The organism is Streptomyces sp. DG1A-41, from assembly GCF_037055355.1.
In the GTDB taxonomy this organism is placed as follows: domain Bacteria; phylum Actinomycetota; class Actinomycetes; order Streptomycetales; family Streptomycetaceae; genus Streptomyces.
Genome location: NZ_CP146350.1, coordinates 6,083,850 through 6,106,002 on the forward strand (window position 1 = coordinate 6,083,850; position 22,153 = coordinate 6,106,002).

Annotated in this window: 22 protein-coding genes; 16 read left to right on the forward strand and 6 right to left on the reverse strand. The window is 70.3% G+C overall.

The genetic code is table 11. From position 1 onward, the window contains the following. Positions 1 to 5: 5 nt before the first annotated feature. Complete coding sequence (nudC, locus tag V8690_RS28435; RefSeq protein WP_338782926.1) at positions 6 to 950, forward strand: NAD(+) diphosphatase; 945 nt, start codon at positions 6 to 8, stop codon at positions 948 to 950. 13 nt (positions 951 to 963) lie between these two features. Beyond that, the gene (locus V8690_RS28440; RefSeq protein WP_338782928.1) at positions 964 to 1,593 is read left to right on the forward strand and encodes a class I SAM-dependent methyltransferase; all 630 of its coding nucleotides are present in this window, start codon (positions 964 to 966) and stop codon (positions 1,591 to 1,593) included. A 111-nt stretch (positions 1,594 to 1,704) separates the two neighbouring features. Here V8690_RS28440 and V8690_RS28445 read toward each other — a convergent pair whose 3' ends face one another. Beyond that, entirely contained in the window at positions 1,705 to 1,944 is a 240-nt protein-coding gene (locus V8690_RS28445; RefSeq protein WP_059417293.1) for a mycoredoxin, read from the reverse strand. Positions 1,945 to 2,128: 184 nt separating this feature from the next. Here V8690_RS28445 and V8690_RS28450 point away from each other — a divergent pair, with 184 nt between their 5' ends. The 5 genes from V8690_RS28450 to V8690_RS28470 all read left to right on the forward strand — a co-directional run bounded on the left by V8690_RS28450 (position 2,129) and on the right by V8690_RS28470 (position 6,035). Continuing rightward, positions 2,129 to 4,321: an ATP-dependent DNA helicase UvrD2 gene (locus V8690_RS28450; protein ID WP_338782932.1), complete on the forward strand. Its 2,193-nt coding sequence runs from the start codon at positions 2,129 to 2,131 to the stop codon at positions 4,319 to 4,321. A 164-nt stretch (positions 4,322 to 4,485) separates the two neighbouring features. After that, on the forward strand, positions 4,486 to 4,815 hold the full coding sequence (locus V8690_RS28455; protein ID WP_338782933.1) for a hypothetical protein: 330 nt from the start codon (positions 4,486 to 4,488) through the stop codon (positions 4,813 to 4,815). A gap of 176 nt (positions 4,816 to 4,991) precedes the next feature. After that, a complete protein-coding gene (locus tag V8690_RS28460) occupies positions 4,992 to 5,360 on the forward strand; it encodes a WhiB family transcriptional regulator (protein ID WP_338782935.1) in 369 nt (122 codons plus the stop codon). Beyond that, positions 5,357 to 5,680: a hypothetical protein gene (locus V8690_RS28465; protein WP_010047662.1), complete on the forward strand. Its 324-nt coding sequence runs from the start codon at positions 5,357 to 5,359 to the stop codon at positions 5,678 to 5,680. Before V8690_RS28460 ends, V8690_RS28465 begins: the two co-directional genes overlap by 4 nt. A 136-nt stretch (positions 5,681 to 5,816) precedes the next feature. Beyond that, a complete protein-coding gene (locus V8690_RS28470) occupies positions 5,817 to 6,035 on the forward strand; it encodes a hypothetical protein (RefSeq protein WP_338782938.1) in 219 nt (72 codons plus the stop codon). A gap of 37 nt (positions 6,036 to 6,072) precedes the next feature. Here the strand turns inward: V8690_RS28470 and V8690_RS28475 are convergent, their stop codons facing one another. Next, on the reverse strand, positions 6,073 to 7,443 hold the full coding sequence (locus V8690_RS28475; protein ID WP_338782939.1) for an AarF/ABC1/UbiB kinase family protein: 1,371 nt from the start codon (positions 7,441 to 7,443) through the stop codon (positions 6,073 to 6,075). Next, positions 7,436 to 8,650 carry a TOMM precursor leader peptide-binding protein gene (locus tag V8690_RS28480; protein WP_338782941.1) on the reverse strand — a complete coding sequence of 405 codons (1,215 nt, stop codon included), beginning with the start codon at positions 8,648 to 8,650 and terminating at the stop codon, positions 7,436 to 7,438. The genes V8690_RS28475 and V8690_RS28480 overlap by 8 nt, the downstream gene beginning before the upstream one ends. 338 nt (positions 8,651 to 8,988) lie before the next feature. Here V8690_RS28480 and V8690_RS28485 point away from each other — a divergent pair, with 338 nt between their 5' ends. The 4 genes from V8690_RS28485 to V8690_RS28500 all read left to right on the forward strand — a co-directional run bounded on the left by V8690_RS28485 (position 8,989) and on the right by V8690_RS28500 (position 13,044). Then, the gene (locus V8690_RS28485; RefSeq protein ID WP_338782942.1) at positions 8,989 to 9,597 is read left to right on the forward strand and encodes a M48 family metallopeptidase; all 609 of its coding nucleotides are present in this window, start codon (positions 8,989 to 8,991) and stop codon (positions 9,595 to 9,597) included. A 195-nt stretch (positions 9,598 to 9,792) separates the two neighbouring features. Next, on the forward strand, positions 9,793 to 11,580 hold the full coding sequence (locus V8690_RS28490; RefSeq protein ID WP_338782943.1) for a TerD family protein: 1,788 nt from the start codon (positions 9,793 to 9,795) through the stop codon (positions 11,578 to 11,580). A gap of 11 nt (positions 11,581 to 11,591) precedes the next feature. Further along, positions 11,592 to 12,272 carry an AIM24 family protein gene (locus V8690_RS28495; protein WP_338782945.1) on the forward strand — a complete coding sequence of 227 codons (681 nt, stop codon included), beginning with the start codon at positions 11,592 to 11,594 and terminating at the stop codon, positions 12,270 to 12,272. 16 nt (positions 12,273 to 12,288) lie between these two features. Beyond that, a complete protein-coding gene (locus V8690_RS28500) occupies positions 12,289 to 13,044 on the forward strand; it encodes an AIM24 family protein (protein ID WP_338782946.1) in 756 nt (251 codons plus the stop codon). Positions 13,045 to 13,107: 63 nt separating this feature from the next. Here the strand turns inward: V8690_RS28500 and V8690_RS28505 are convergent, their stop codons facing one another. After that, positions 13,108 to 13,635, reverse strand: coding sequence for an NUDIX hydrolase (locus tag V8690_RS28505; protein ID WP_338782948.1), 528 nt, complete (start codon positions 13,633 to 13,635; stop codon positions 13,108 to 13,110). Then, entirely contained in the window at positions 13,632 to 15,071 is a 1,440-nt protein-coding gene (locus V8690_RS28510; RefSeq protein ID WP_338782949.1) for a zinc-dependent metalloprotease, read from the reverse strand. Before V8690_RS28510 ends, V8690_RS28505 begins: the two co-directional genes overlap by 4 nt. Positions 15,072 to 15,264: 193 nt before the next feature. On the opposite strand from V8690_RS28510, the gene V8690_RS28515 reads away from it, so the two are divergent. From V8690_RS28515 to V8690_RS28530, 4 genes are all read left to right on the forward strand, one after another. Further along, the gene (locus V8690_RS28515) at positions 15,265 to 16,386 is read left to right on the forward strand and encodes an SDR family oxidoreductase (protein ID WP_338782951.1); all 1,122 of its coding nucleotides are present in this window, start codon (positions 15,265 to 15,267) and stop codon (positions 16,384 to 16,386) included. A 94-nt stretch (positions 16,387 to 16,480) separates the two neighbouring features. Continuing rightward, positions 16,481 to 16,942, forward strand: a complete 462-nt coding sequence (locus V8690_RS28520; RefSeq protein ID WP_338782954.1) for a molybdenum cofactor biosynthesis protein MoaE — start codon at positions 16,481 to 16,483, stop codon at positions 16,940 to 16,942. Between the two features lie 116 nt (positions 16,943 to 17,058). After that, complete coding sequence (locus tag V8690_RS28525; protein ID WP_190049437.1) at positions 17,059 to 17,223, forward strand: hypothetical protein; 165 nt, start codon at positions 17,059 to 17,061, stop codon at positions 17,221 to 17,223. 102 nt (positions 17,224 to 17,325) lie between these two features. Beyond that, positions 17,326 to 18,417: a PDZ domain-containing protein gene (locus V8690_RS28530; protein WP_338782956.1), complete on the forward strand. Its 1,092-nt coding sequence runs from the start codon at positions 17,326 to 17,328 to the stop codon at positions 18,415 to 18,417. A gap of 45 nt (positions 18,418 to 18,462) precedes the next feature. Here V8690_RS28530 and V8690_RS28535 read toward each other — a convergent pair whose 3' ends face one another. After that, positions 18,463 to 19,005, reverse strand: coding sequence for a PPA1309 family protein (locus V8690_RS28535; RefSeq protein ID WP_338782958.1), 543 nt, complete (start codon positions 19,003 to 19,005; stop codon positions 18,463 to 18,465). Between the two features lie 163 nt (positions 19,006 to 19,168). Between V8690_RS28535 and V8690_RS28540 the strand changes: the two genes are divergently transcribed. Further along, positions 19,169 to 22,141, forward strand: coding sequence for a UPF0182 family protein (locus V8690_RS28540; protein ID WP_338785489.1), 2,973 nt, complete (start codon positions 19,169 to 19,171; stop codon positions 22,139 to 22,141). Positions 22,142 to 22,153 lie beyond the last annotated feature (12 nt).

Consider the following 22,153-nt stretch of genomic DNA (forward strand, 5'->3'; position numbering starts at 1 on the left):
CACCCGTGACCACCTGGACCGACCAGAACGCCGACCGACCCATCTCGCTCACCGCACCGAGCGGCATCGACCGGGCCGCGCACCACCGGCTCGACGAGGCCTGGCTCGCGGCGGCGTGGAGCCACCCCTCCACGCGCTGTTTCGTGGTCTCCGGCGGCCAGGTCCTCATCGACGAGACGGCGGACGGGCACACCGAACTCGTCATGACGCCCTCCTTCGAGGCCCCCCTCACCGAGGCCCACCGCTACTTCCTCGGCATCGACGAGGACGGCGTCAGCTACTTCGCCCTCCAGAAGGACTCCCTGCCCGGGCGCATGGACCAGTCCGCGCGGCCGGCGGGTCTGCGGGAGGCGGGCCTTCTCCTGTCGGCCCGGGACGTGGGCCTGATGGTGCACGCGGTCGGCCTGGAGAACTGGCAGCGCACACACCGTTTCTGCTCGCGCTGCGGCGAGCGCACCGTCATCGCCGCGGCCGGTCACATCCGCCGCTGCCAGGCCTGCGGCGCGGAGCACTACCCGCGTACGGATCCCGCCGTGATCATGGCCGTGACCGACGAGGACGACCGCATCCTGCTCGGCCGCCAGGTGCACTGGCCCGAGGGCCGCTTCTCGACGCTCGCCGGTTTCGTCGAGCCCGGCGAGTCCATCGAGCAGTCGGTGCGCCGCGAGGTCCACGAGGAGGTCGGCATCACCGTCGGCCAGGTCGAGTATGTCGCCAGCCAGCCCTGGCCCTTCCCGTCCAGCCTCATGCTGGGCTTCCTGGCCCGCGCCACCTCGACCGGGATAGACGTCGACGGCGACGAGATCCACGAGGCCCGCTGGTTCTCCCGCGACGAACTGCGCGCCGCCTTCGAGTCGGGCGAGGTGCTCCCGCCGTACGGCATCTCGATCGCGGCCCGCCTGATCGAGCTCTGGTACGGCAAGCCGCTCCCGACGAGAAGCGCCGTCTGACGGGACCGTCCGCGTGTCCGACCCGTACTGGAACCACAACGTCCACCACCACCCCGAGGTGCTCGACGCTGTCCCGGACGGCTGCGGCAAGGCCCTGGACGCGGGCTGCGGCGACGGCCTGCTCACCCGCAAGCTCGCGGCCCGGGCGGCATCCGTCACGGGTGTGGACCGCTCGCCGGAGATGATCAGGCTCGCCCGCGAGCACGCGCAGGTGCCCGGCAACGTCACATACCTGGAGAGGGACTTCCTCGCCGACGGGTCCCTGCCCGAGGGCGCGTACGACTTCGTCAGCGCGGTCGCCGTGGTCCACCACGCGCCGTTCGAGCAGGCCGTCACCCGCCTCGCCCGGCTCACCGCGCCCGGCGGCCGTCTGGTGATCGTCGGCATGGCCGCCAACCGGACGGTCCTGGACTGGGTCATCAGCGCGTGCGGCGTGCCCGTGAGTCAGTGGCACGCCCGTCGGCACGGCGGCAAGCGGGGCCCGGCCGGGATGCCCATGGAAGACGTGCACATGTCCTGGGGAGAGATCCGGAAGGCGGCCCACCGCCTGCTGCCCGGCTGCGACTTCCGCCGCACACTGCTGTGGCGCTACGTCGTGGTGTGGGACAAACCATCAGACAGACCTCGAGAAGGCGGCCCCTGAGCCGCCTCAGGAACCGCCTTCCCGGCACAACCGCGGCGAACAGGCGCCGGTGCTTCTGCTTCAGCCGATCTTCTGCCTAGGCCGATCTTCCGCTTCAGCCGGTCTTCCGCCTCAGCCGATCTTCTGCTTCACCTGAGCCAGCGACGGGTTGGTGAGGGTGGAGCCATCCGGGAACAGAACGGTGGGCACCGTCTGGTTTCCGCCATTCGCCTTCTCCACGAACGCGGCGGACTCCGGGTCCTGCTCGATGTTGATCTCGGTGTACGCGATGCCCTCGCGGTCCATCTGGCTCTTCAGCCGACGGCAGTAGCCGCACCACGTGGTGCTGTACATCGTCACAGTGCCCGGCATGTCTCTCGTGCTCCTTCGGTGGCTCGGGGACGGGTGGTCGCAGTGGTGGAACGTACGTGAAAGGGCAACCATTCCCGGCGCCCGCGCCCCGCCGGACGTGACGCCTGCCGCATCGGTATGACTATCAGTGCCTGCCTGTGGACAACCGGCACAGCCGTTTCGCGGGACCTGGCAGCATGGCTGTGTGACAGCAGCAACGCACTCCACCCTGTTCCCGCAGGTACCGGACTCCGCCGACGCGGTGCTCGACGGGCTCGACCCCGAGCAGCGCGAGGTGGCCACGGCCCTGCACGGTCCGGTCTGCGTCCTGGCGGGCGCCGGCACGGGCAAGACCCGGGCGATCACCCACCGCATCGCCTACGGAGTGCGCGCCGGCATCCTGCACCCCTCCAGCGTGCTCGCCGTCACGTTCACCAACCGCGCCGCCGGGGAAATGCGCGGCCGGCTGCGCCAGCTCGGTGCCGGCGGTGTCCAGGCGCGCACGTTCCACTCGGCGGCGCTGCGCCAGCTCCAGTACTTCTGGCCGAAAGCGATCGGCGGCTCCATGCCCCGGCTCGTCGACCGCAAGATCCAGCTCGTCGCCGACGCGGCCGCCGCCTGCCGCATCCGGCTCGACCGTGGCGAGCTGCGGGACGTCACCGCGGAGATCGAGTGGTCCAAGGTCACCCAGACCGTCCCCGCCGACTACGCGCCCGCCGCCGCCAAGGCCGGCCGCGAGACCCCCCGCGACCCCGCCGAGATCGCCCAGATCTACTCCGCCTACGAGGACGTCAAGCGCGAGCGCGCCGTCATCGACTTCGAGGACGTACTGCTGCTGACCGTGGCCGTCCTCCAGGACCGGCACGACATCGCCGAGCAGGTCCGCGCCCAGTACCAGCACTTCGTGGTCGACGAGTACCAGGACGTCAGCCCCCTCCAGCAGCGCCTGCTGGAGCTGTGGCTGGGCGACCGGGACAGCCTCTGCGTGGTCGGCGACGCCAGCCAGACGATCTACTCCTTCACGGGAGCGACCCCGGATCACCTGCTCGACTTCCGGGCCCGCCACCCCGGCGCCACGGTCGTCAAGCTGGTCCGCGACTACCGCTCCACCCCCCAGGTCGTCCACCTCGCCAACGGCCTGCTCGCCCAGGCGAAGGGCCGCGCCGCCGACCACCGCCTGGAGCTCGTCTCCCAACGCGCCCCGGGGCCCGAGCCGGTCTACACCGAGTACACGGACGAGCCCGCCGAGGCGGAGGGCGCGGCCCGACGCATCCGCGAGCTCATCGACTCGGGAGTCCCGGCCTCCGAGATCGCCATCCTGTTTCGGACGAACGCCCAGTCCGAGACCTACGAGCAGGCCCTCGCCGACGCCGGAGTGCCCTACCAACTGCGAGGCGCCGAGCGGTTCTTCGACCGCCCGGAGGTGCGCAAGGCGGGCGTCGCCCTGCGCGGCGCGGCCCGCTTCGGCGGCAACGACTCCCTCCTGGACGACGCCGTCGACCTGCCCTCCCAGGTGCGCGCCGTGCTGTCGGGGGAGGGCTGGACCCCGCAGCCGCCTGGCTCCGGTGCCGTGAGAGAACGCTGGGAGTCCCTGGCCGCCCTGGTGAACCTCGCCCAGGACTTCGCCGCCGCCAAACCCGGCGCCACCCTGGCGGACCTCGTCGCCGAACTCGACGAACGGGCGAACGCCCAGCACGCCCCCACCGTGCAGGGCGTCACCCTCGCCTCCCTGCACTCCGCCAAGGGCCTGGAGTGGGACGTCGTCTTCCTGGTCGGCGTCGCCGAGGGCATGATGCCGATCACCTACGCCAAGACCGACGAACAGATCGAGGAGGAGCGCCGCCTCCTCTACGTCGGCGTCACCCGTGCGCGGGAACGCCTCCATATCTCCTGGTCCCTCTCCCGTTCCCCCGGCGGCCGTCCTAACCGCCGCCCCAGCCGCTTCCTCGACGGGCTGCGCCCGGGTTCGACGGGCACCACCGGCCGTACAGCCGCCGGAAGTACGGGCGGCATCGAGCGCGGAATCCCCGGAACCAGGCGCTCCGCCCCGAGACGAGTCCAGCGAACGCCCGCCCGTTGCCGAGTCTGCGGCCGCACGCTCACCGACGCGGGCGAGATGAAGCTGATGCGCTGCGACGACTGCCCCTCCGACATGAACGAGAGCCTCTACGAGCGGCTGCGCGAGTGGCGTGCCGACCAGGCGCGACGCAGTGGCCAGCCCGCCTTCTGCGTCTTCACCGACAGGACCCTGATGGCGATCGCCGAGACCACGCCCGACGACGAGCACGAGCTGGCGCGCATCCCGGGCGTGGGGATGCGCAAGCTCAACCGCTACGGAGCCGACGTACTGGCCATTTGCGCAGGCCAGTTCGTCGGAGGGGGCACAGATCAGGACTGACACGAACTCGTGGAAAAAATAGTTTGCGCATGCCCCAGCAATCCCCATAGGTTCTTAGGCACGAGAGCAGCGGCCTTCTCGGAGGCCCTGATTCCGTGTTGTACTTGCATACCCGTCGGGCTGGTTCACCCAGTCCCCCGAGACGCCGAGAGGAGGCGAGTCCAGTGATCAGCATCAACACCAGCTCCATCATCAGCGCCGTGAAAATGACCGATCGCTCGGCCGTCTCCACGTGCATGCTCGGCGTTTCGAACCTGGGCACCGGTCTGTCCGGCATTCGTGCCGTGCGTCCGGCGTCCTCCTCCGTTGCTCCCGCGGGCCTTCCTGTCCGTGAGCGCAATGAGCGACCGACCAAGGCACTGGAAGCGGCAGTAGTGGCACAGGCGCAGGCCTATGCCTTTACGGCGACCGGTGCCGGATTCCGGAAGCAGACGACGCAGCACCACCAGATGTGGGCCTTCCGTGGGCCAGAACCCTGGAGTGATCCAGCCTGATCGCCGAATCAGGCCGGCGCCTTCAGGGCCGCGGAACCCCATCCGGGATCCGCGGCCCTTCTGTTTGTCCCTGAACGGGGGACGACGGACCGAAGGAGCCTCGGGACAAGAAAAGAACCCGGTACCAGCCGCCCCTCGGCCAACAGGCCGGAACGACCAGACGAGGAAGACGAACCGTGCAACTCGAAGCGCACGCCCCGTCCGTACCGCCTTCCGAAACGATCCCCAAGCCCGGCCCCACGGAGGACTCCGCCTTGATCCCGCTCACTGCGCTCACCGCGCTCGACGACGCCATCGAGAACCTCGGCGTACCCGTCCCGTGCCGTTCCTACGACCCGGAGGTCTTCTTCGCCGAGTCGCCAGCGGACGTCGAGTACGCCAAGTCCCTCTGCCGCACCTGTCCGCTGGTCGAGGCCTGCCTCGCCGGCGCCAAGGAGCGGCGTGAGCCCTGGGGCGTATGGGGTGGCGAGCTGTTCGTGCAGGGTGTCGTCGTCGCCCGGAAGCGGCCGCGTGGCCGCCCGCGCAAGAACCCGGTCACAGCATGAACACCGCAGGAACGATCGACCGTCCCCTCACGCACGACCCCCAGAAGCAGGCCCCGATGAAGCCGTCCACTTACGAGCCCGCAGGCTCCGCGACCCAAGACTTCACCACCACCGGCGCGAAGGACTCGCGTCAGAACAGGACCCGAGAGATGCAACTCATCCCAGAAGCCATGGCTCGTGCGCATATGCGCGAGCGACTGCAAGAGGCGGAGCGGGAACGCCCGGCCGTGCGCCTGGCGACCGCCCGCCGGATGCAGCGCAGGGCGGAGCGCGCCTCACGGCGTGCCCGCCGGGCGCTCGCCATGGCGGTCATGCAGTAACCGACCTCACCTGAAGCGGTGGCCTCCCGAGCCCGGGAGGCCGAGCTCTCCCCGCGGGGGCCGGTCCGTGCCGAACGGACCGGCCCCCGCGGTGTTGTGCTCCGTGGGCCATCGGGCACGGCGATATCGTCGCCGGGTGACGAGTCCCCCCGGAGACAGTGGCGACGGCTTTGCCGCGGAGCCTCGGCCGCTCGCGTGCGACCGCTGCGGCACGTCGGCCGGTACCCCGGCCGACGGCCCACCGCTCACCTGGACCTGCTCCATGGAGAACGGCGTCCGCCGCTCCTTCTGCGAGGCCTGCTCCCGGGAAAACCTCAGGCCGATCGAGGGGCGCCTGGACTCGGACTGGTGGTGAAGCGCGGGCACCGGTCACCCGTGGTGCCCGCTGAGGCTCATGCCCCCGCCACCGACTCCTCGCCGCCCGCCGGGTCCTCCGGGACGAACCCCGGAAGCCACTCCGCCAACTCCTCGCGCAGACGCACCGTCGCCCCCAGCTGGCACAGCACCCCGATCGTGCTCAGCGTCACCCGGTGGATCAGCAGATACGACGGGGGCAGATTGAGCTGCTTGCCCAGCTGGTAGGCGGGGGAGCGCGGGTCCGCGACGCGGGCCGCCTGGCTGCGCATCCAGCCACGCGTGAACGTGAACTCCTCGACCTCGGCCGGTTCGATGATCGGCAGCAGATAGTCCAGGACCGCGTCGGGATCCAGCTCTATGGTCTCCTTCACGAACCCCTCCGCGCACAGGAGCTCGTAGACCGTCTCGGCCTCCCCGTCGAGGGTCATGCGCAGGGACTCGCCGATGGTGGCCGGCAGACCGCCCGGGAGACGGTCGACCGTGCCGAAGTCCAGGACGCCCAGGCGCCAGTCGTCCTCACCCTCCGGGCCGCCGGGCAGCAGCCGGAAGTTGCCCGGGTGCGGATCGGCGTGCAGCAGGCCGGTGCGGGCGGGGCCGGAGAACAGGAAGCGGGCCAGGAGCTGGCCGGCCCGGTCGCGCTGCTCCTGGGAACCGTCCGTGATGATCTCCGACAGTGGGATGCCGTCGATCCACTCGGTGATCAGGACCTGGTCGGACTGGTGCACCACCTGCGGCACGAGCACGTCCGGGTCGTCCGCGAACTCCTCGGCGTGGGCCTGCTGGGCCTGCGCCTCCAAGCTGTAGTCCAGCTCCTCCGAGACACGGTCCTTCAGCTCCGTGATCAGCGGCTTGAGGTCCATGCCGGGGATCAGCGGGCCGAGCAGGCGGGAGAAGCGGCTCAGCTGGTTCAGATCGGACAGCAGGGCCTCGCCGGCGCCCGGGTACTGCACCTTGACCGCCACTTCGCGGCCGTCATGCCACACACCTCGGTGCACCTGGCCGATGGATGCCGCCGCGGCGGGCTTGTCCTCGAACTCCAGGAACAACTCGTGCCAGCCCTCGCCGAGCCGCTCCTCGAGCACCGCGTGCACGGTGCGCGTCGGCATCGGCGGCGCCGCCTCCTGGAGCTTGGTCAGCGCGGCCCGGTAGGGGCCGGCCACCTCCTCGGGCAGTGCCGACTCGAAGACGGACAGGGCCTGGCCGAACTTCATCGCGCCGCCCTTGAGCTCGCCGAGCACCTTGAACAGCTGGTCCGCCGTGCGCTGTTGGAGTTCGCGGCCGACGAGCTCCGCGGACTCGCCGACGATTCGCTTGCCGAATCCCCAGGTCGCCCGCCCGGCGATGCCGAGCGGGAGCGCGGCGAGCTTGGCGGTCCGGGTGACCGCCTTCCGGGGAAGATCAGACATGCGCCCTCCAAGTCCCAGCCGGCCGCTTCGCCGATGCCTCACGGCACTGCGCCGACGGCCGTTGCACCGCCATTGTCTCGTGTGACTCCCGATCCTCCGAGGGGTGCTCCCCCTTTCCTCTCTCCGCCGCCCCGCACGGGCATGCCGGATGCGCCCAGACCGGCCGCGCATGCCAGTGGAGACTGGGTACGGAGACCTCCCAGCGTGCCCCCGCACTCGACGGAACCCGGCCGTCCAGGAAGGCGAGCGCGTGGGCTGCGGCCAGTCCGGCCACAGTAGTGGCCAGCGTCAGGTCGCAGGGCCGTACCTGCCGCTGCCTGCCGGAGCGCCACTGGGCGACCAGGCGCGGCCAGGTCGGATCACGGTCGGCGCGGCTCTCGTGCAGGCACCCCGCGCAGCCCGTCTCGCCGGGCAGGACGAGCGGGCCGACCACCCCGGTCCCCTCCACGACGCCGGCGTACAGATGGGGTGTTCCGCAGGACATCAGCGGCTCGGCGGCCGACGGGTCGGGCGCGTGCACGGCGACATCGTCCCGCGGGGCGACGATCACCAGCGAGAAGCCCGGGTCACCTTCCTCCGGGGAAGTGTGGGCTGCCGCGCGGCGCGGTGGCCGGTCAGGGGCCGCCCGGCGCACGGCCCGGCGGGCCGACTCGTCCCTGCGGTCGCCGACGGCCTCCGCGGGCAGCCCGCCAGGAGCGACGTCCCACGGTTCCACACGGCCGCCGTCGCGCACGTCGACCTCGCCCACACCCGCCCCCGACAGCAGCGACGCCAGCACGGCACCCACCCGGCCCGCGCCCCGGACCTGCACCCGCTGCGAGCGCCGGGCGGCCAGCTGCCGCATCGCGTCGCCCGGTGCCGAGGTGGTCAGGGACAGGGAAGCAAGGTCGGGACGCAGCCGGTCGAGGACCTCCTTCTTCTGCCGCAGGGCGTCGGCGTCCGGCCCGCCGCCCCGTGCGTCGTCCAGAAGTCCGGCCCGAGCGAGCCGCCGCACCAGCCCGTCGACATGGCCGTCGGGCAGATCCATCCGGCGTCCCTCCTCGCGCAGCAGCTCCAGGCCTCGCGTGCCGTTCAGCAGATCGAGGAAACTGCCCGTCGCCAGGTCCATCGGGCCGAGCGTCATCGCATGCGCCGGTGTCATCCCGAACTGCACGGTGTTGAGGTCGCGCCAGCCGCGCCTGAGCGCGGGTTTCACCATCGGATGCATGACAGGCCCCCGTATGTCGTAGATCGTCCCCGTATGCCGGTTGAGCGTGAGACGGCAGCGCCGAAACCGACCGCACGGCAAGACCGACCGCACGGCATGACCGACCGCACGGCAAGACCGACCGCACGCCGAACCGGCCACAGACCGGCCTGGACCCGGGCCGGGCCTGTCCGTCGCTTCGCCGACAAGAGCCAGCATGCCCAAACCCCTCGCCGGCTGCCGAAAGTTGTCCACAGGCAGGGGAATTCGTCGTACAAATCCGGCGGCCGGTGGGAGGCATCGGTATCGAACCGTCTCGGAGCCGGGACTTCCCCGGGTACAGCGGGTAACGTCGGGGCGTGCCCGCCGACCCACTGCACCGCGCCGGAAAGCCACAGCGCAGCACGACGAGCCAGCCGCCGAGCGGCTCGGGGGCGAGCTCGATCGAGGTCCGCAGGAGCGCCCGCCGACGCAGAACGGTCTCCGCGTACCGCGAGGGCGATCGCACCATTGTGCTCATCCCCGCCCGGATGTCCGAGGCGGAGGAGCAGCGCTGGGTGAACGTCATGCTCGACAAGCTGGCCGCCCAGGAGAGCAAGCGGGCCCTCGGCGACGCCGAGCTGGCCGAGCGGGCCCGGCGCCTTTCCGAGCAGTACTTCGACGGGCGGGCCCGGCCCACTTCGGTGCGCTGGGTGACCAACCAGAACACGCGCTGGGGGTCCTGCACCCCGTCCGAGGGCAGCATCCGCCTGTCGCACCGCCTCCAGGGCATGCCCGAGTACGTCGTCGATTACGTCCTCGTCCACGAACTCGCCCATCTGCTCGTACCCGGACACGGCCCCCGATTCTGGGAGCTGCTGGAGGCCTATCCGCGGACGGAGCGGGCCCGGGGCTACCTCGAAGGCGTGGTCGCGGCCGCGCGGTTGCCTCATGTGCCCGGCGCACGGGGTGAGGGTCCTGTGGGCTGAGCGTCCCGTGGGCTGAGTGCCCGGAACGAGGGCCCATGGTGAGCGCGGGGTAAGTGACCGCTTTCCGCTAGAGAGCAGCCGATACGGCCGAGCGCGGGTTCTGTACCGGGTCTGTACCGACTGCGTCCGGTGTCCGGGTTTGCCGTTAGCCTGGCGCGACGCAATCACGTTCTGGATGGGGGACGGTCGTTACGCATGGCCAGGGAATTCCAACGCGGCCACAAGGCCAGGATCAGTGACCTCACCGCGGGTACGGATCTGTACGTAGGCGTGCAGATCTCCGGCCCCGGGCTGAGCTTCGACATCAGCTGCTTCGGCCTCGACGCCGACGAACGGCTCTCGGACGACCGGTACTTCGTCTTCTACAACCAGCCGAAGTCCCCCGAGGAGGCCATTCAGCTCCTGGGCGCCCAGGCGGGCGACACGGAGTCCTTCAGGGTGACGCTCGACCGGATCCCGCCGCAGATCCAGAAGCTGTCCTTCACGGCGACGATCGACGGCGCCGGGCAGATGTCGCAGATCGCCCCCGGCTACATACGTATCGTCGCGGGCGGCGAGGAGGTGGCCCGCTACCCCTTCAGCGGCTCGGAGTTCTCCACCGAACGGGCCGTGATGCTCGGCGATTTCTACCTGAAGGACGTATGGCGGTTCGCGGCCGTCGGACAGGGTTTCGACGGCGGTCTCGACGCGCTGCTGAAGAACTTCGGCGGCGAGGTGGCCGAGGAGGAGACGCCCGCGCCGCCCGCCCCCGCCGCGCAGCAGCCGCAGGCCGGCGCCGCCCCGGGCTTCGCGCCGCCCGCGTTCGGCGTCCCCGGCACTCCCGAACCCGCCCCGGCTCCCGCCTCGGCGCCCGAACCCGCGCCCGCACCGGCAGCGCCTCCGGCCCCGGCTCCCGCCCCGGCGCCCGCTCCCCAGCCCGCCGCGCAGGGCTTCGCGCCCCCGCCCGGCGCGACTCCGCCTCCGGCCCCGGCGCCCGCGCCCCAGGTGCATGCCGCCCCCACCATCGTCGCGCCCGTGAACACCCCGCCCGGCGGTTCCCCGGTGCCGCCCCCGGCCCCGGCGCCCGCGCCGCACGGCCAGCCGGTCCAGCAGCCGCCGCCGTACGGCCAGGTCCCCGGCCAGATGGCCCCGCCGCCCCCCGGCTACGGCCAGCCCCAGGCACCGCAAGCACCCCAGGCCCCGGCCCCGCCTCCCGGCTACGGCCAGCCCACACCGCCCCCGGGCTACGGCCAGCAGCCGCCCTTCGGGCAGCAGACCGGGCAATCCCCTTACGGAGCGCCTCAAGGAGTGCCCCAAGGGGCTCCCCAGGGAGCACCGCAGGGCCCCGGTGTCGCCGCCGCGCTCCAGCAGTTCAAGGAGACCCCCACCGGGCAGCGCTGGACGCAGCAGAACAAGAAGCTCGTCCGCGTCGACCTCGGCATCGGCGGGCAGCCCGTGCTGGCCCGGCAGGGCAGCATGGTGCTCTATCAGGGCAAGGTCGACTTCGCTTACAAGGGCGCCGGATTCGCCGGCCGGATCGTGGGCAACGCCACCGGCCAGGAGATGCAGCTGATGCGCTGTACCGGCCAGGGGCAGGTGTTTCTCGCCGAGGACTCCACCATGCTGCACCCCATCGAGCTCCAGGGCGACGGCATCTGCGTCTCGGCCGAGAACGTCCTCGCCTTCGACGAGGGCCTCCAGTACGAGGTGCGCCGCATCGAGGGACACGGCATCCCCGGGGGCGCGCTGTTCACGATGCAGTTCACGGGCACCGGCACGATCGTCGTGAAGACCCACGGCACGCCCGTGGTCCTGCCCGTCACACCAACCACCTTCGCCGACTGCAACGCCGTGGTCGCCTGGTCGGCCGCCGCCCAGGTCGTCGTCTCCAGCCAGGTGCGGATGCGCCGCCACGCCTACCCGGGGGACACCGGGGAGAGCGTCAACCTCCAGTTCCGGGGAGCGCCCGGGAACTTCATCGTCGTCCAGCCGTACGAGGTCTGAGGGAGCCCGTCATGACACAGCAACTCGCGGGCCACGCCCCCGCACCCGTCACCGCCCGCATGGAGAACCACGGCAACCACATGCTGAAGGTCGCCATGCAGACCGGAAACGACCTCCTCGCGCGCGTGGGGTCGATGGTCGCCTACGAAGGGTTCGTGCAGTACGAGCCCAACCCGCCGGCCGTGCGCCAGATCGCGAAGGACTGGATGACCGGCGAGGGCGCGCCCCTGATGAAGTGCTCCGGCGACGGACTGCTCTACCTCTCCGACTACGGGGCGAACGTCGTCGTCATCAATCTCAACGGCGACGGCATCTCCGTCAACGCCACCAACCTGCTCGCCTTCGACGCCCACCTCACCTGGGGCGTCGAGCGGGTCAAGGGCCTGGCGAAGTTCGCCGGGCAGGGCCTGTGGAACACCAGGATCTCCGGGCAGGGCTGGGTCGCGCTGACCTCCCGCGGCAAGCCCATCGTCGTCGACTGCGGAGGCGGCGAGGACGAGACGTACGTCGACCCCGACGCCCTGGTCGCCTGGTCCCCGAACCTCAAGGTGAAGGGCAAGCGCAGCTTCCGGGCGCAGTCGCTGATCGGCCGCGGCAGCGGCGAGGCCTACCAGATGGCCTTCTCCGGTCAGGGCATCGTCGTCGTCCAGCCCAGCGAGGACAGCACAGACCGCCTCCGGGCCCGGGGCTGAGGGGGAGCCAGAAGCCATGCAGAGCCCGATTTTCGCCTACAACGAGCAGCAGACCCAGGACCGCTGGAGTCTCCAGAACAAGCAGATGCTGCGCGTCGCCCTGGAGGGCCACGACGGCATCCTGGCCCGCAAGGGCACCATGGTCGCCTACCAGGGCCTCGTCGAGTTCGACGCCGAGTACCAGAGCAACGACCAGGCACGCGCGCGTGCGCACACCGGTGAGGGACTCGACCTGATGCGCTGCCACGGGCAGGGCACGGTCTACCTCGCCAACCTCAAGCAGCACGTCCACGTCATGGAGGTGGAGCAGGACGGTCTCACCGTCGACAGCAGCTATGTGCTGGCGATGGACTCCTCCTTGCACCACGAGGTCATCGCCGTCGACAGCCTCTACGGCATCTCCGGCTCCGGGAAGTACCAGCTCAACATCACCGGCCGGGGCAAGGTGGCCCTGATGACCTCGGGTATGCCGCTGCTGATGCACGTGACGCCCGACAAGTACGTCAACTGCGACGCCGACGCGATTGTCGCCTGGTCGACGAGTCTGCGCGTGCAGATGCAGGCCCAGACGCACTCCTCCGGGGTGTGGCGGCGTCGCGGCAGCACCGGCGAGGGCTGGGAGCTGAGCTTCATGGGCACCGGCTTCGCGCTCGTCCAGCCGAGCGAACTGCTGCCGCCGCAGAACGCACAGATCGGCTCGGGCCTCGCCGCCCAGTACGGCATGGGCCAGCAGGGAGCACGCGGGCAGAACCAGGGCAACGTCTGGAACTGACCCGCCACGGACCCGGCAAAACGTAAGGGGCGATCACCTTGGTGGCCGCCCCTTACACATGCCTCAGACCGCGAGCCTCGCGCGTGTGGCCTCCAGCAGACGTACGACCGACTCGTCGGCCACCTCCGCGACCTCGTCGTAGCCGAACCAGCGCACGTCGAGTGACTCGTCGCTGATCTCGTGCGCAGCGTCCGGCGGCGCCAGGACCGCGTACTGGACGTCGAAGTGGCAGTGGCACGGCGGCGGGATCGGGTGCCGGTCCAGGCGCACCGGGCCGCCCGGCAGCAGCGAGAGCCCCGAGACGCCGGACTCCTCCGTCGCCTCACGCAGGGCCGCGGCCGCCAGGGAGCTGTCGCCCGGCTCGCAGTGGCCGCCCGTCTGGAGCCACATCCGCAGCTTTCTGTGCAGGGTCAGCAGGACCCGGCCGGCCACGGGGTCGATCACCAGGGCGCTCGCGGTGATGTGACCCGCCGGGCAGGCCTTCCACAGACCGTCCGGGTGTTCCGCCAGATGGTCGAGGTAGGCCTGGCGCAGGTCCGTCTGGTCCTCGTACTCCTTGAGCACGAGGACCGCGTCGTCGTAGAGGCTCACCCGGCGTCGTCGCCCTTGTTCTTGTCCTCGCCCTCGTCCTTCTTCTCCAGGTCGGGCTTGTCCGCCGCCTCGCCGAGCATCTTGTCCAGCTCGGAGAAGTCGATCTGCTCACGGTGCACGAAGCCGTCAGGGTCATCCAGGTCGGTGGCCGTCGGCAGCATGTCCGGGTGGTGCCACAGGGCGTCCCGGCCGTCGACACCTCGCGCGTCGGTGAGCGAGGCCCACAGACGGGAGGCGTCACGCAGGCGGCGCGGGCGCAGCTCCAGGCCGATCAGCGTGGCGAACGTCTGCTCGGCCGGGCCGCCCGAGGCGCGGCGGCGGCGCAGCGTCTCGCGCAGGGCGTCGGCGGACGACAGACGGGGCTTGGCGGCGGCGTGGACCACCGCGTCGACCCAGCCCTCCACGAGCGCCAGCGCCGTCTCCAGACGCGCCAGGGCGGCCTTCTGCTCGGGCGTGTCCTCGGGCTGGAACATGCCCTGCTGGAGCACCTCCTGGAGCTGCTCGGGGTTCTGCGGGTCGAACTGGCCGACCACGTCCTCCAGCTTGGCCGTGTCGACCTTGATCCCGCGGGCGTAGCCGTCTACCGCGCCGAACAGATGCGAGCGCAGCCACGGCACGTGCGCGAAGAGCCGCTGGTGGGCGGCCTCGCGCAGGGCGAGATACAGCCGCACCTCCTCCTGCGGGACGCTCAGGTCCTTGCCGAACGTCTCGATGTTCACCGGCAGCAGCGCGGCCTTGCCGGCCGGGCCCAGCGGCAGGCCGATGTCGGACGAGCCGACGACCTCACCGGCGAGCACGCCGACGGCCTGCCCGATCTGCGTACCGAACATGGCGCCGCCCATCGAGCGCATCATGCCGATCAGCGGGCCGGCCATGGCCTGCATCTCCTCCGGCAGGACGTCACCCATAGCGGTGCCGACGCGCTCGGCGACCGGGTCGACGAGCTCCTTCCAGGCGGGCAGGGTCGCCTCGACCCACTCGGCGCGGCTCCAGGCCACGGCCGAGCCGGCGCCGGACGGCAGGGACGTGGCGTCGTCGAGCCACAGGTCGGCGAGGCGGACGGCCTCCTCGACGGCCTTGCGCTCGGCGGGGCCGACGCTGGTGTCCTTGGTGCCGTCAGGGCTGCCCTGGGACACCGTCTGGCGGGCGATCTGCTTGGCCATGTCCCAGTTCACGGGGCCGCCCTCGTAGGAGAGCATCTGGCCCAGCTGCTGGAACGCGGCGCCCAGGTCGTTGGGGTTCAGGGAGCCGAACATGGCTGCGAACGGGTTGTCCGCACCGGGGCCGCCGAATCCTCCGGCTCCGGGCAGGCCGCCGAAACCGAACGGATTGGCCGGTCCCTGACCACCACCGCTCTGCTGGTCCTTCTTCTTGCCCTCGTCGCCGTCGTCCGGCTCCTCCGGCGGAAGGCCGAATCCGAATGGGGTGTCACTCACGGGATTCCTCGGCTGGTAGGGCCGCCGGTTCTTTCCGGCGGCACGGCTGCCCGACATCACCACCCAGCGTAGACACCTCGGGGCGGATCGGGCCTCGGTGCTTCGCCGACTGACGGCCTGCGGCAGGATGGATGCCACCTGGTACGCACGCCTAGCTCGTGCTCGTACTGAAGACAACCGCTGGAGACGCCCGGTGAGTTCCCCAGATCCGCAGGTTCGCGCAGCGCGAAACCAGTCAACCAGTTCCGCGAGTCCCGCGGCGCGCGGACCCGTCGTCGCGGTCACCGGTGCCGCGTACGGCGTCGGTGCCCTGCTCACCGAGCAGCTCGCCGCGTCCGACGAGGTCAAGCAGGTCGTCGCCATCGACGAGCGGCGCGGCGACTGCGCCGCGGCGCAGTGGCACATCCTGGACGTACGGGATCCGGCCATCGCGGACAAGCTGCGAGGCGCCGACGTGGTGGTGCACCTGGCGCTGGACCTCGACCTGGAGACCGACGCCGCCGCCCGAACGGCCTACAACGTACGGGGGACACAGACCGTCCTGACGGCGGCCGCGGCGGCCGGAGTGCACCGGGTCGTGCTGTGCACCTCGGCGATGGTCTACGGAGCGCTGCCGGACAACGAGCTGCCGCTCTCCGAGGACGCTGAGCTGCGGGCCACGGCGGAGGCGACGGGCGTCGGGGACCTGCTGGAGATCGAGCGGCTGGCGCGGCGGGCGCCGCGGGCGCACCCGGGGCTCAACGTCACCGTGGTGCGGCCGGCGATCCTGGTGGGAGGCACGGACACGGCGCTGACCAGGTACTTCGAGTCTCCTCGGCTGCTCGTCGTCGCCGGGTCGCGGCCCGCGTGGCAGTTCTGCCACGTCGAGGACCTGTGCAGCGCGCTGGAGTACGCCGTCCTGGAGAAGGTCGACGGGGAACTGACCGTCGGGTGCGACGGGTGGCTGGAGCAGGAGGAGGTCGAGGAGCTCAGCGGCATCCGGCGCATGGAGCTGCCGTCGGCGGTCGCGCTGGGTGCGGCGGCGCGCCTGCACCGCATCGGGCTCACGCCGTCTCCGGCCGGGGATCTGGCGTACACGATGTACCCCTGGGTGGTCAGCGGCAGTCGGCTGCACGACGCCGGGTGGCGGCCGCGGTACACCAACGAGGAGGTGCTGGCGGAGCTCTTGGAGGAGGTCTCCGGCCGGCACACGGTGGCCGGGCGGCGACTGGGCCGCAAGGACGCGACGGCGGCGGGTGCCGCGGGTGCGACGGTGGCGCTGCTGGGTGCGGCCGCGGTGGTGCGACGGGCCCGGAAGGCCCGGCGGCGGATCTGAGAGCCGCCTCTGTAGGAGACTCCGAACCCGTACGCGCGCGTGCCGGGTGATACCTCTATTCCGTCCTGTCGGTCCCGTGCGGCACGATGGAGGCATGGCATCCACGAGCGATCACCCCGGTGAACAGGCCGCGCAGGACCCGATCAGGCTGATCGGGATTCGGGACACGGCTCTCTCCGTGGACGAGGTGTTCCGGGCCGTCGGGGACGACGCGGCCGGAGGCACCGCGCTCTTCGTGGGGACCGTGCGGAACCACGACGGGGGTGCCGACGTCGCGGAGCTGGGCTATTCGTGCCACCCCAGTGCCGAGGCCGAGATGCGGCGGATCGCCGAGAAGGTTGTCGCCGAGTTCCCGGTACGCGCGCTGGCCGCCGTGCACCGGGTGGGCGACCTGAGTGTCGGGGACCTCGCCGTGGTCGTCGCCGTCTCCTGTCCGCACCGGGGAGAGGCCTTCGAGGCCTGCCGGAAGCTGATCGACGACCTCAAGCACGAAGTGCCCATCTGGAAGCATCAGAAGTTCTCCGACGGTACCGAGGAGTGGGTGGGCGCCTGCTGAATCCGGGGCGCCGTATTCCGGTTGCGTAACCGCACCCCTGGCGTGAGCGTTGTCACTGCGGATGGTTAATCTGCTGATCAGTCAGTTGCGGACGCTCAAAGGGGTTGGAGGTCGGCATGGCGGCGCTCGCCTGGTTGCTGATTCCGCTTGTGGCTGCGATCGGCGCGGGCCTCTGGGGCAGTTGGGCCAACAGGACCCGCAAGGTCCGTGGCGACGGCCCGGAACTCATCGGTTACGCCCGCTTCCGCGAGGCCATGGAGAAGCCCCGGCCGGGTAGCTGACGGCCAGGAAAACAGCAGGTCACAGGCGTTTGAGCCCACAGGGCCGCCCCGGACGGGCGGCCCTGACGGTGCGCTGACAGGACCGTCCCGTACTGTCGAGTCATGCCACGCCGCACCGCGACGATGCTCGCCTCCACCCTGATACTGATCGCGCTCCTGTGCGCGGGAGTGTTCATCCCCGTGCCGTATTCGGAGATGTCCCCGGGGCCGACGGTGAACACGCTGGGCGATCACGGCGGCGAGCCGGTGCTCCAGATTTCGGGGCGGAAGACGTATGCGACCAGTGGCCATCTGAACATGACGACGGTGCGGGTCACCAGCGCCGACTACCGGATGAACCTGGTCGAGGCCGTCTACGGCTGGCTCGCGCATGACAACAAGGTGGTGCCGCACGAGACGCTCTACCCGGACGGCAAGACCGAGGAGCAGTCCACGCAGGAGAACGCCGAGGAGTTCAGCCAGTCCCAGGAGAGCGCCAAGGTCGCCGCGCTGAAGGAACTCGACGTTCCGGTGAAGTCGTGGGTCATCGTCTCGACGGTCGTCAAGGGGTCCCCGGCCGAGGGCAAACTGCACGCGGGGGACGTGATCAAGGCCGTCGACGGTACGGCGGTGAAGGAGCCGGCCGACGTCGCGAAGCTCGTCACGAAGCGCAAGCCGGGCCAGGACGTCCGCTTCACGATCGTGCCAGCCAAGGAGCAGACCGCCGCGGAGAAGGAGAAGCGGACGCCGACGAAGACGCAGAACATCACCATCACCACGACGACCTCGGACGACGCCGGCGAGAAGCGGGCCATCGTGGGGATCTCCGCGGGGACCGACCACACGTTCCCGTTCACCATCGACATCAAGCTGGCCGATGTCGGCGGGCCGAGCGCCGGTCTGATGTTCGCGCTCGGCATCTACGACAAGCTCACGCCGGGGAGCCTGACCGGCGGCAAGTTCGTGGCCGGTACGGGGACGATCGACGACGAGGGCAAGGTCGGCCCGATCGGCGGCATCGAGATGAAGACCGTGGGCGCGCGGGCGAAGGGCGCGCAGTACTTCCTGACGCCCGCGGACAACTGCGAGGCCGCCGCCAAGGACACCCCCGAGGGGCTCACCCTCATCAAGGTGAACACCATCGAGGACGCTCTCGGCGCTCTCAAGGACGTCCGCAGCGGCGACACCGCCGATCTGCCGAAGTGCGGCAAGTAGTCCGCAGGGCCGGGGACCGGCCCGGGCCGCGCGGCCGCCCGGCTACTACTCCTCGAACGTCGCCGCCAAAGCCTCCGCCAGGCCCGGTACCAGGTCGGAGCCGGTGAGGACCTCCGTGGGGGAGTCCTTCTCGCGCAGGCGCAGGGCCGACTCGCGGCTGCCGTCCCGCAGGACCGCGACCGTCATCCGGACCTCCTGACGGGCTGGGTGGTCCGCCACCCACTTCGACAGCGCGGCCTCGTCCAGGCCCTGCGGAACCTGGGCCTCCGCGGACGGCGGCAGCATCAGGCGCTCCACGGCGAGGGCGCAGCCGGCCACCGCGTCGGGCCACGCGATGGTGGCGAGGAACTCGTCGAGCGGCTTGCCCGTTGGAACTTCGTCCTGCTCGATCGGGGTGAGGCCGGAGTTCTCCGACTCGTCGCCCAGACCGAGCCGGTCCGCGAGCGAGGGCTGTTCGGCCCGGAGCCGGGCGGTGTCGACGAGGGCGAAGAGGCGGGCTGGCTGGTCCCAGCCGAGGCCGGAGACGTACTCGTCGATCTCGAGCACGGCCCGGGTGAGCGGGTTCGCTGCCATGGGAGTGTTGGACATGGTCACAATCCTGCCTCGTTCCCGACCGGAATCGGGAACCGAGTAAACGGTGAGTAAGTTGCATAGGTGGGGGCCCACGATCACGGGGGCCGCAGACGGTCCGTGAAGACGCGGGCCTGACGAATCAACAGCGAACTTCGAGGTGCGCACCTTGGCTTTCCAGATGCCGGACCGCGGCGGAGGCCCTTCGGGGCCGCGGATCAGAGTGGGCCGCCCGTCCCGGCGTGTCCGGACCCTGCTCATGACACTGGGCGTCCTGGCCGCCCTCGGCATGGTGTTCACCATGTTCGCGGGCTTTTGGACGGACTGGCTCTGGTACCGGTCGGTGAACTACTCGTCGGTCTTCACCACCACCCTGTGGACCAAGATCGGGCTCTTCTTCGTCTTCGGTCTGCTCATGGCCCTCGCGGTCGGCTTCAACATCTGGCTGGCGCACCGACTGCGGCCGCCGCTGAGCGCCATGTCCATGGAGCAGCAGAACCTCGACCGCTACCGGATGGGCATCGCGCCCTACAAGAAGTGGCTGCTGCTCGGGATCACGGCCCTGGTGGGCCTGATCGCCGGCGCCTCCGCGTCCGGCCAGTGGCGGACGTGGCTGATGTGGGTCAATGGCGTGCCCTTCGGCCAGAAGGATCCCCAGTTCAAGCTGGACGTCTCCTTCTACGCCTTCGACCTGCCCTGGTACCGGTTCCTGCTCGGCTTCGGCTTCGCCGCGGCGATCCTGTCCGTGATCGCCGCCGCGCTCACGCACTACCTGTACGGCGGCCTGCGCGTCACCAGCCCCGGCGCCCGCGCCACGGCGGCGGCCACCGGGCACCTGTCGGTGCTCATCGGCGTCTTCGTGGCCCTGAAGGCGGTCGCGTACTGGCTCGACCGGTACGGACTCGCGGTCAAGTCCAGCGACTTCAGGGCGACCGACAACTGGACGGGCCTGAGGTACGTCGACGCCAACGCCTACCTGCCGGCCAAGACGATCCTGTTCTGCATCGCCGTCATCTGCGCGCTGCTGTTCTTCGCCACCCTGTGGCGGCGCACCTGGCAACTGCCGGTGATCGGCTTCGGCCTGATGGTGCTCTCCGCGATCCTCATCGGCGGCCTCTACCCGGCGATCGTGCAGAAGTTCCAGGTCCAGCCGAACGAGCAGGCCAAGGAAGCGCCGTACGTCGAGAAGAACCTCGAGGCGACGCGCAAGGCCTACGGCATCGACGGCACCAAGGTCACCGACTACTCGGGCACGAGCAAGACCGAGGACAAGACCACGCTCCGCGACGACGTCGACTCCACGGCGAGCATCCGGATCATGGACCCGAACATCGTCTCGCCGACGTTCCAGCAGCTCCAGCAGATCAGGAACTACTACGCGTTCCCGGACAACCTGGACGTCGACCGCTACACCAAGGACGGCAAGGACCAGGACACGGTCATCGGCCTGCGTGAGCTGAACCTGGCGGGCATCCCGAAGAAGAACTGGATCAACAACCACTTCCGTTACACCCACGGCTACGGAGTGGTCGCCGCCGAGGGCACCAGCGCCGACGCCCAGGGCCGTCCGGTCTTCACGGAGTCCGACCTGCCCTCCGAGGGCGACCTCGGCACGTACGAACAGCGGGTCTACTACGGTGAGAAGACCACCACCTACTCGATCGTCGGCGGTCCCCAGAAGGAGATCGACTACTCCGACGACAACGGCGAGAAGACCACCAGCTACAAGGGCGACAGCGGGGTCAACCTCTCCAACCCGGTCAACCGGGCCGCGTACGCGGTGGCGTTCGGTGAGCCGCAGATCCTGTACTCGGGCGCCATCGGCGACGGTTCGCGGATCCTGTACAACCGCACACCCAAGGAGCGCGTCGAGGCGGTCGCCCCCTGGCTGACCATCGACGGCGACGCCTACCCGGCGGTGGTGAACGGCCGTATCCAGTGGATCGTCGACGCGTACACGACGACCAACGGATACCCGTACTCCTCGCGTACGACCCTCGGTGACACGACGGCGGACTCGCTGACCGCCGCCAACAACAACCGCGCGGTGGTGGCCCAGCAGAACCAGGTCAACTACATCCGCAACTCGGTGAAGGCGACCGTCGACGCGTACACCGGCGAGGTCAAGCTCTACCAGTGGGACACCAAGGACCCGGTCCTGAAGACCTGGATGAAGGCATTCCCGGACACGGTGGAGCCCAAGAGCGACATCTCCAAGGACCTGATGGACCACCTGCGCTACCCGCAGGACCTGTTCAAGGTCCAGCGGGAGCTGCTCACCCGCTACCACGTCAGGGACGCGACGACGTTCCTCAGCGGCAGCGAGGTGTGGCAGGTGCCGGACGACCCGACGAACCGGTCGGGCAACGCGGTGCCGCCGTACTACCTGAGCATGAAGATGCCCGACCAGAAGGCCCAGTCGTTCTCGCTGACGACGACCTTCACGCCCAACGGCCGGGACAACCTCAGCGCGTTCATGGCGGTCGACGCCGAGGCGGGCGCCAGTGACTACGGCAAGATCAGAATCCTGAAACTGCCGACGAACACGACGGTCAACGGACCCAAGCAGGTCCAGAGCCAGTTCAACTCCCAAGAGGAGATCGCCGAGTCCATCAGGCTCCTGAGAGGCGGCGACTCCGAAGTCGAGTACGGCAACCTGCTGACGGTGCCGCTCGACGGCGGACTGCTCTACGTGGAGCCGGTCTACGTACGCGGTGGTGGACTGAAGTACCCGCTGCTGCGGAAGGTGCTGGTCACCTACGGAGGTCAGACCGCCTTCGAGAACACGCTCGACGGGGCCCTCAACAAGATCTTCGGGACGGAGGGGCAGGCCCCCGAGCCACCGGACGAGGGTGACACCACGACGCCACCGCCGACGTCCGACAACCCGACGGTCCAACAGGCCTTGGAGGACGCCCAGAAGGCGTTCGACGCGGGCCAGGAGGCCCTCAAGGAGAACGACTGGGAGGCGTACGGCCGGGCGCAGAAGGACCTCGAGGACGCTCTGCAGCGAGCCGAGGACGCGCAGGCCCAGGCCGGCCGCGGGGTGCCGGCGGCGGCGAGAGCAAGCCCAGCGCCAGCCCGAGCGGCAGTCCGAGCCCCAAGCCGAGCAGCTAGGGGCCTGGCCTGGTCAAATGTCCACCCCGCGCCGTGATACGGTTGTGAA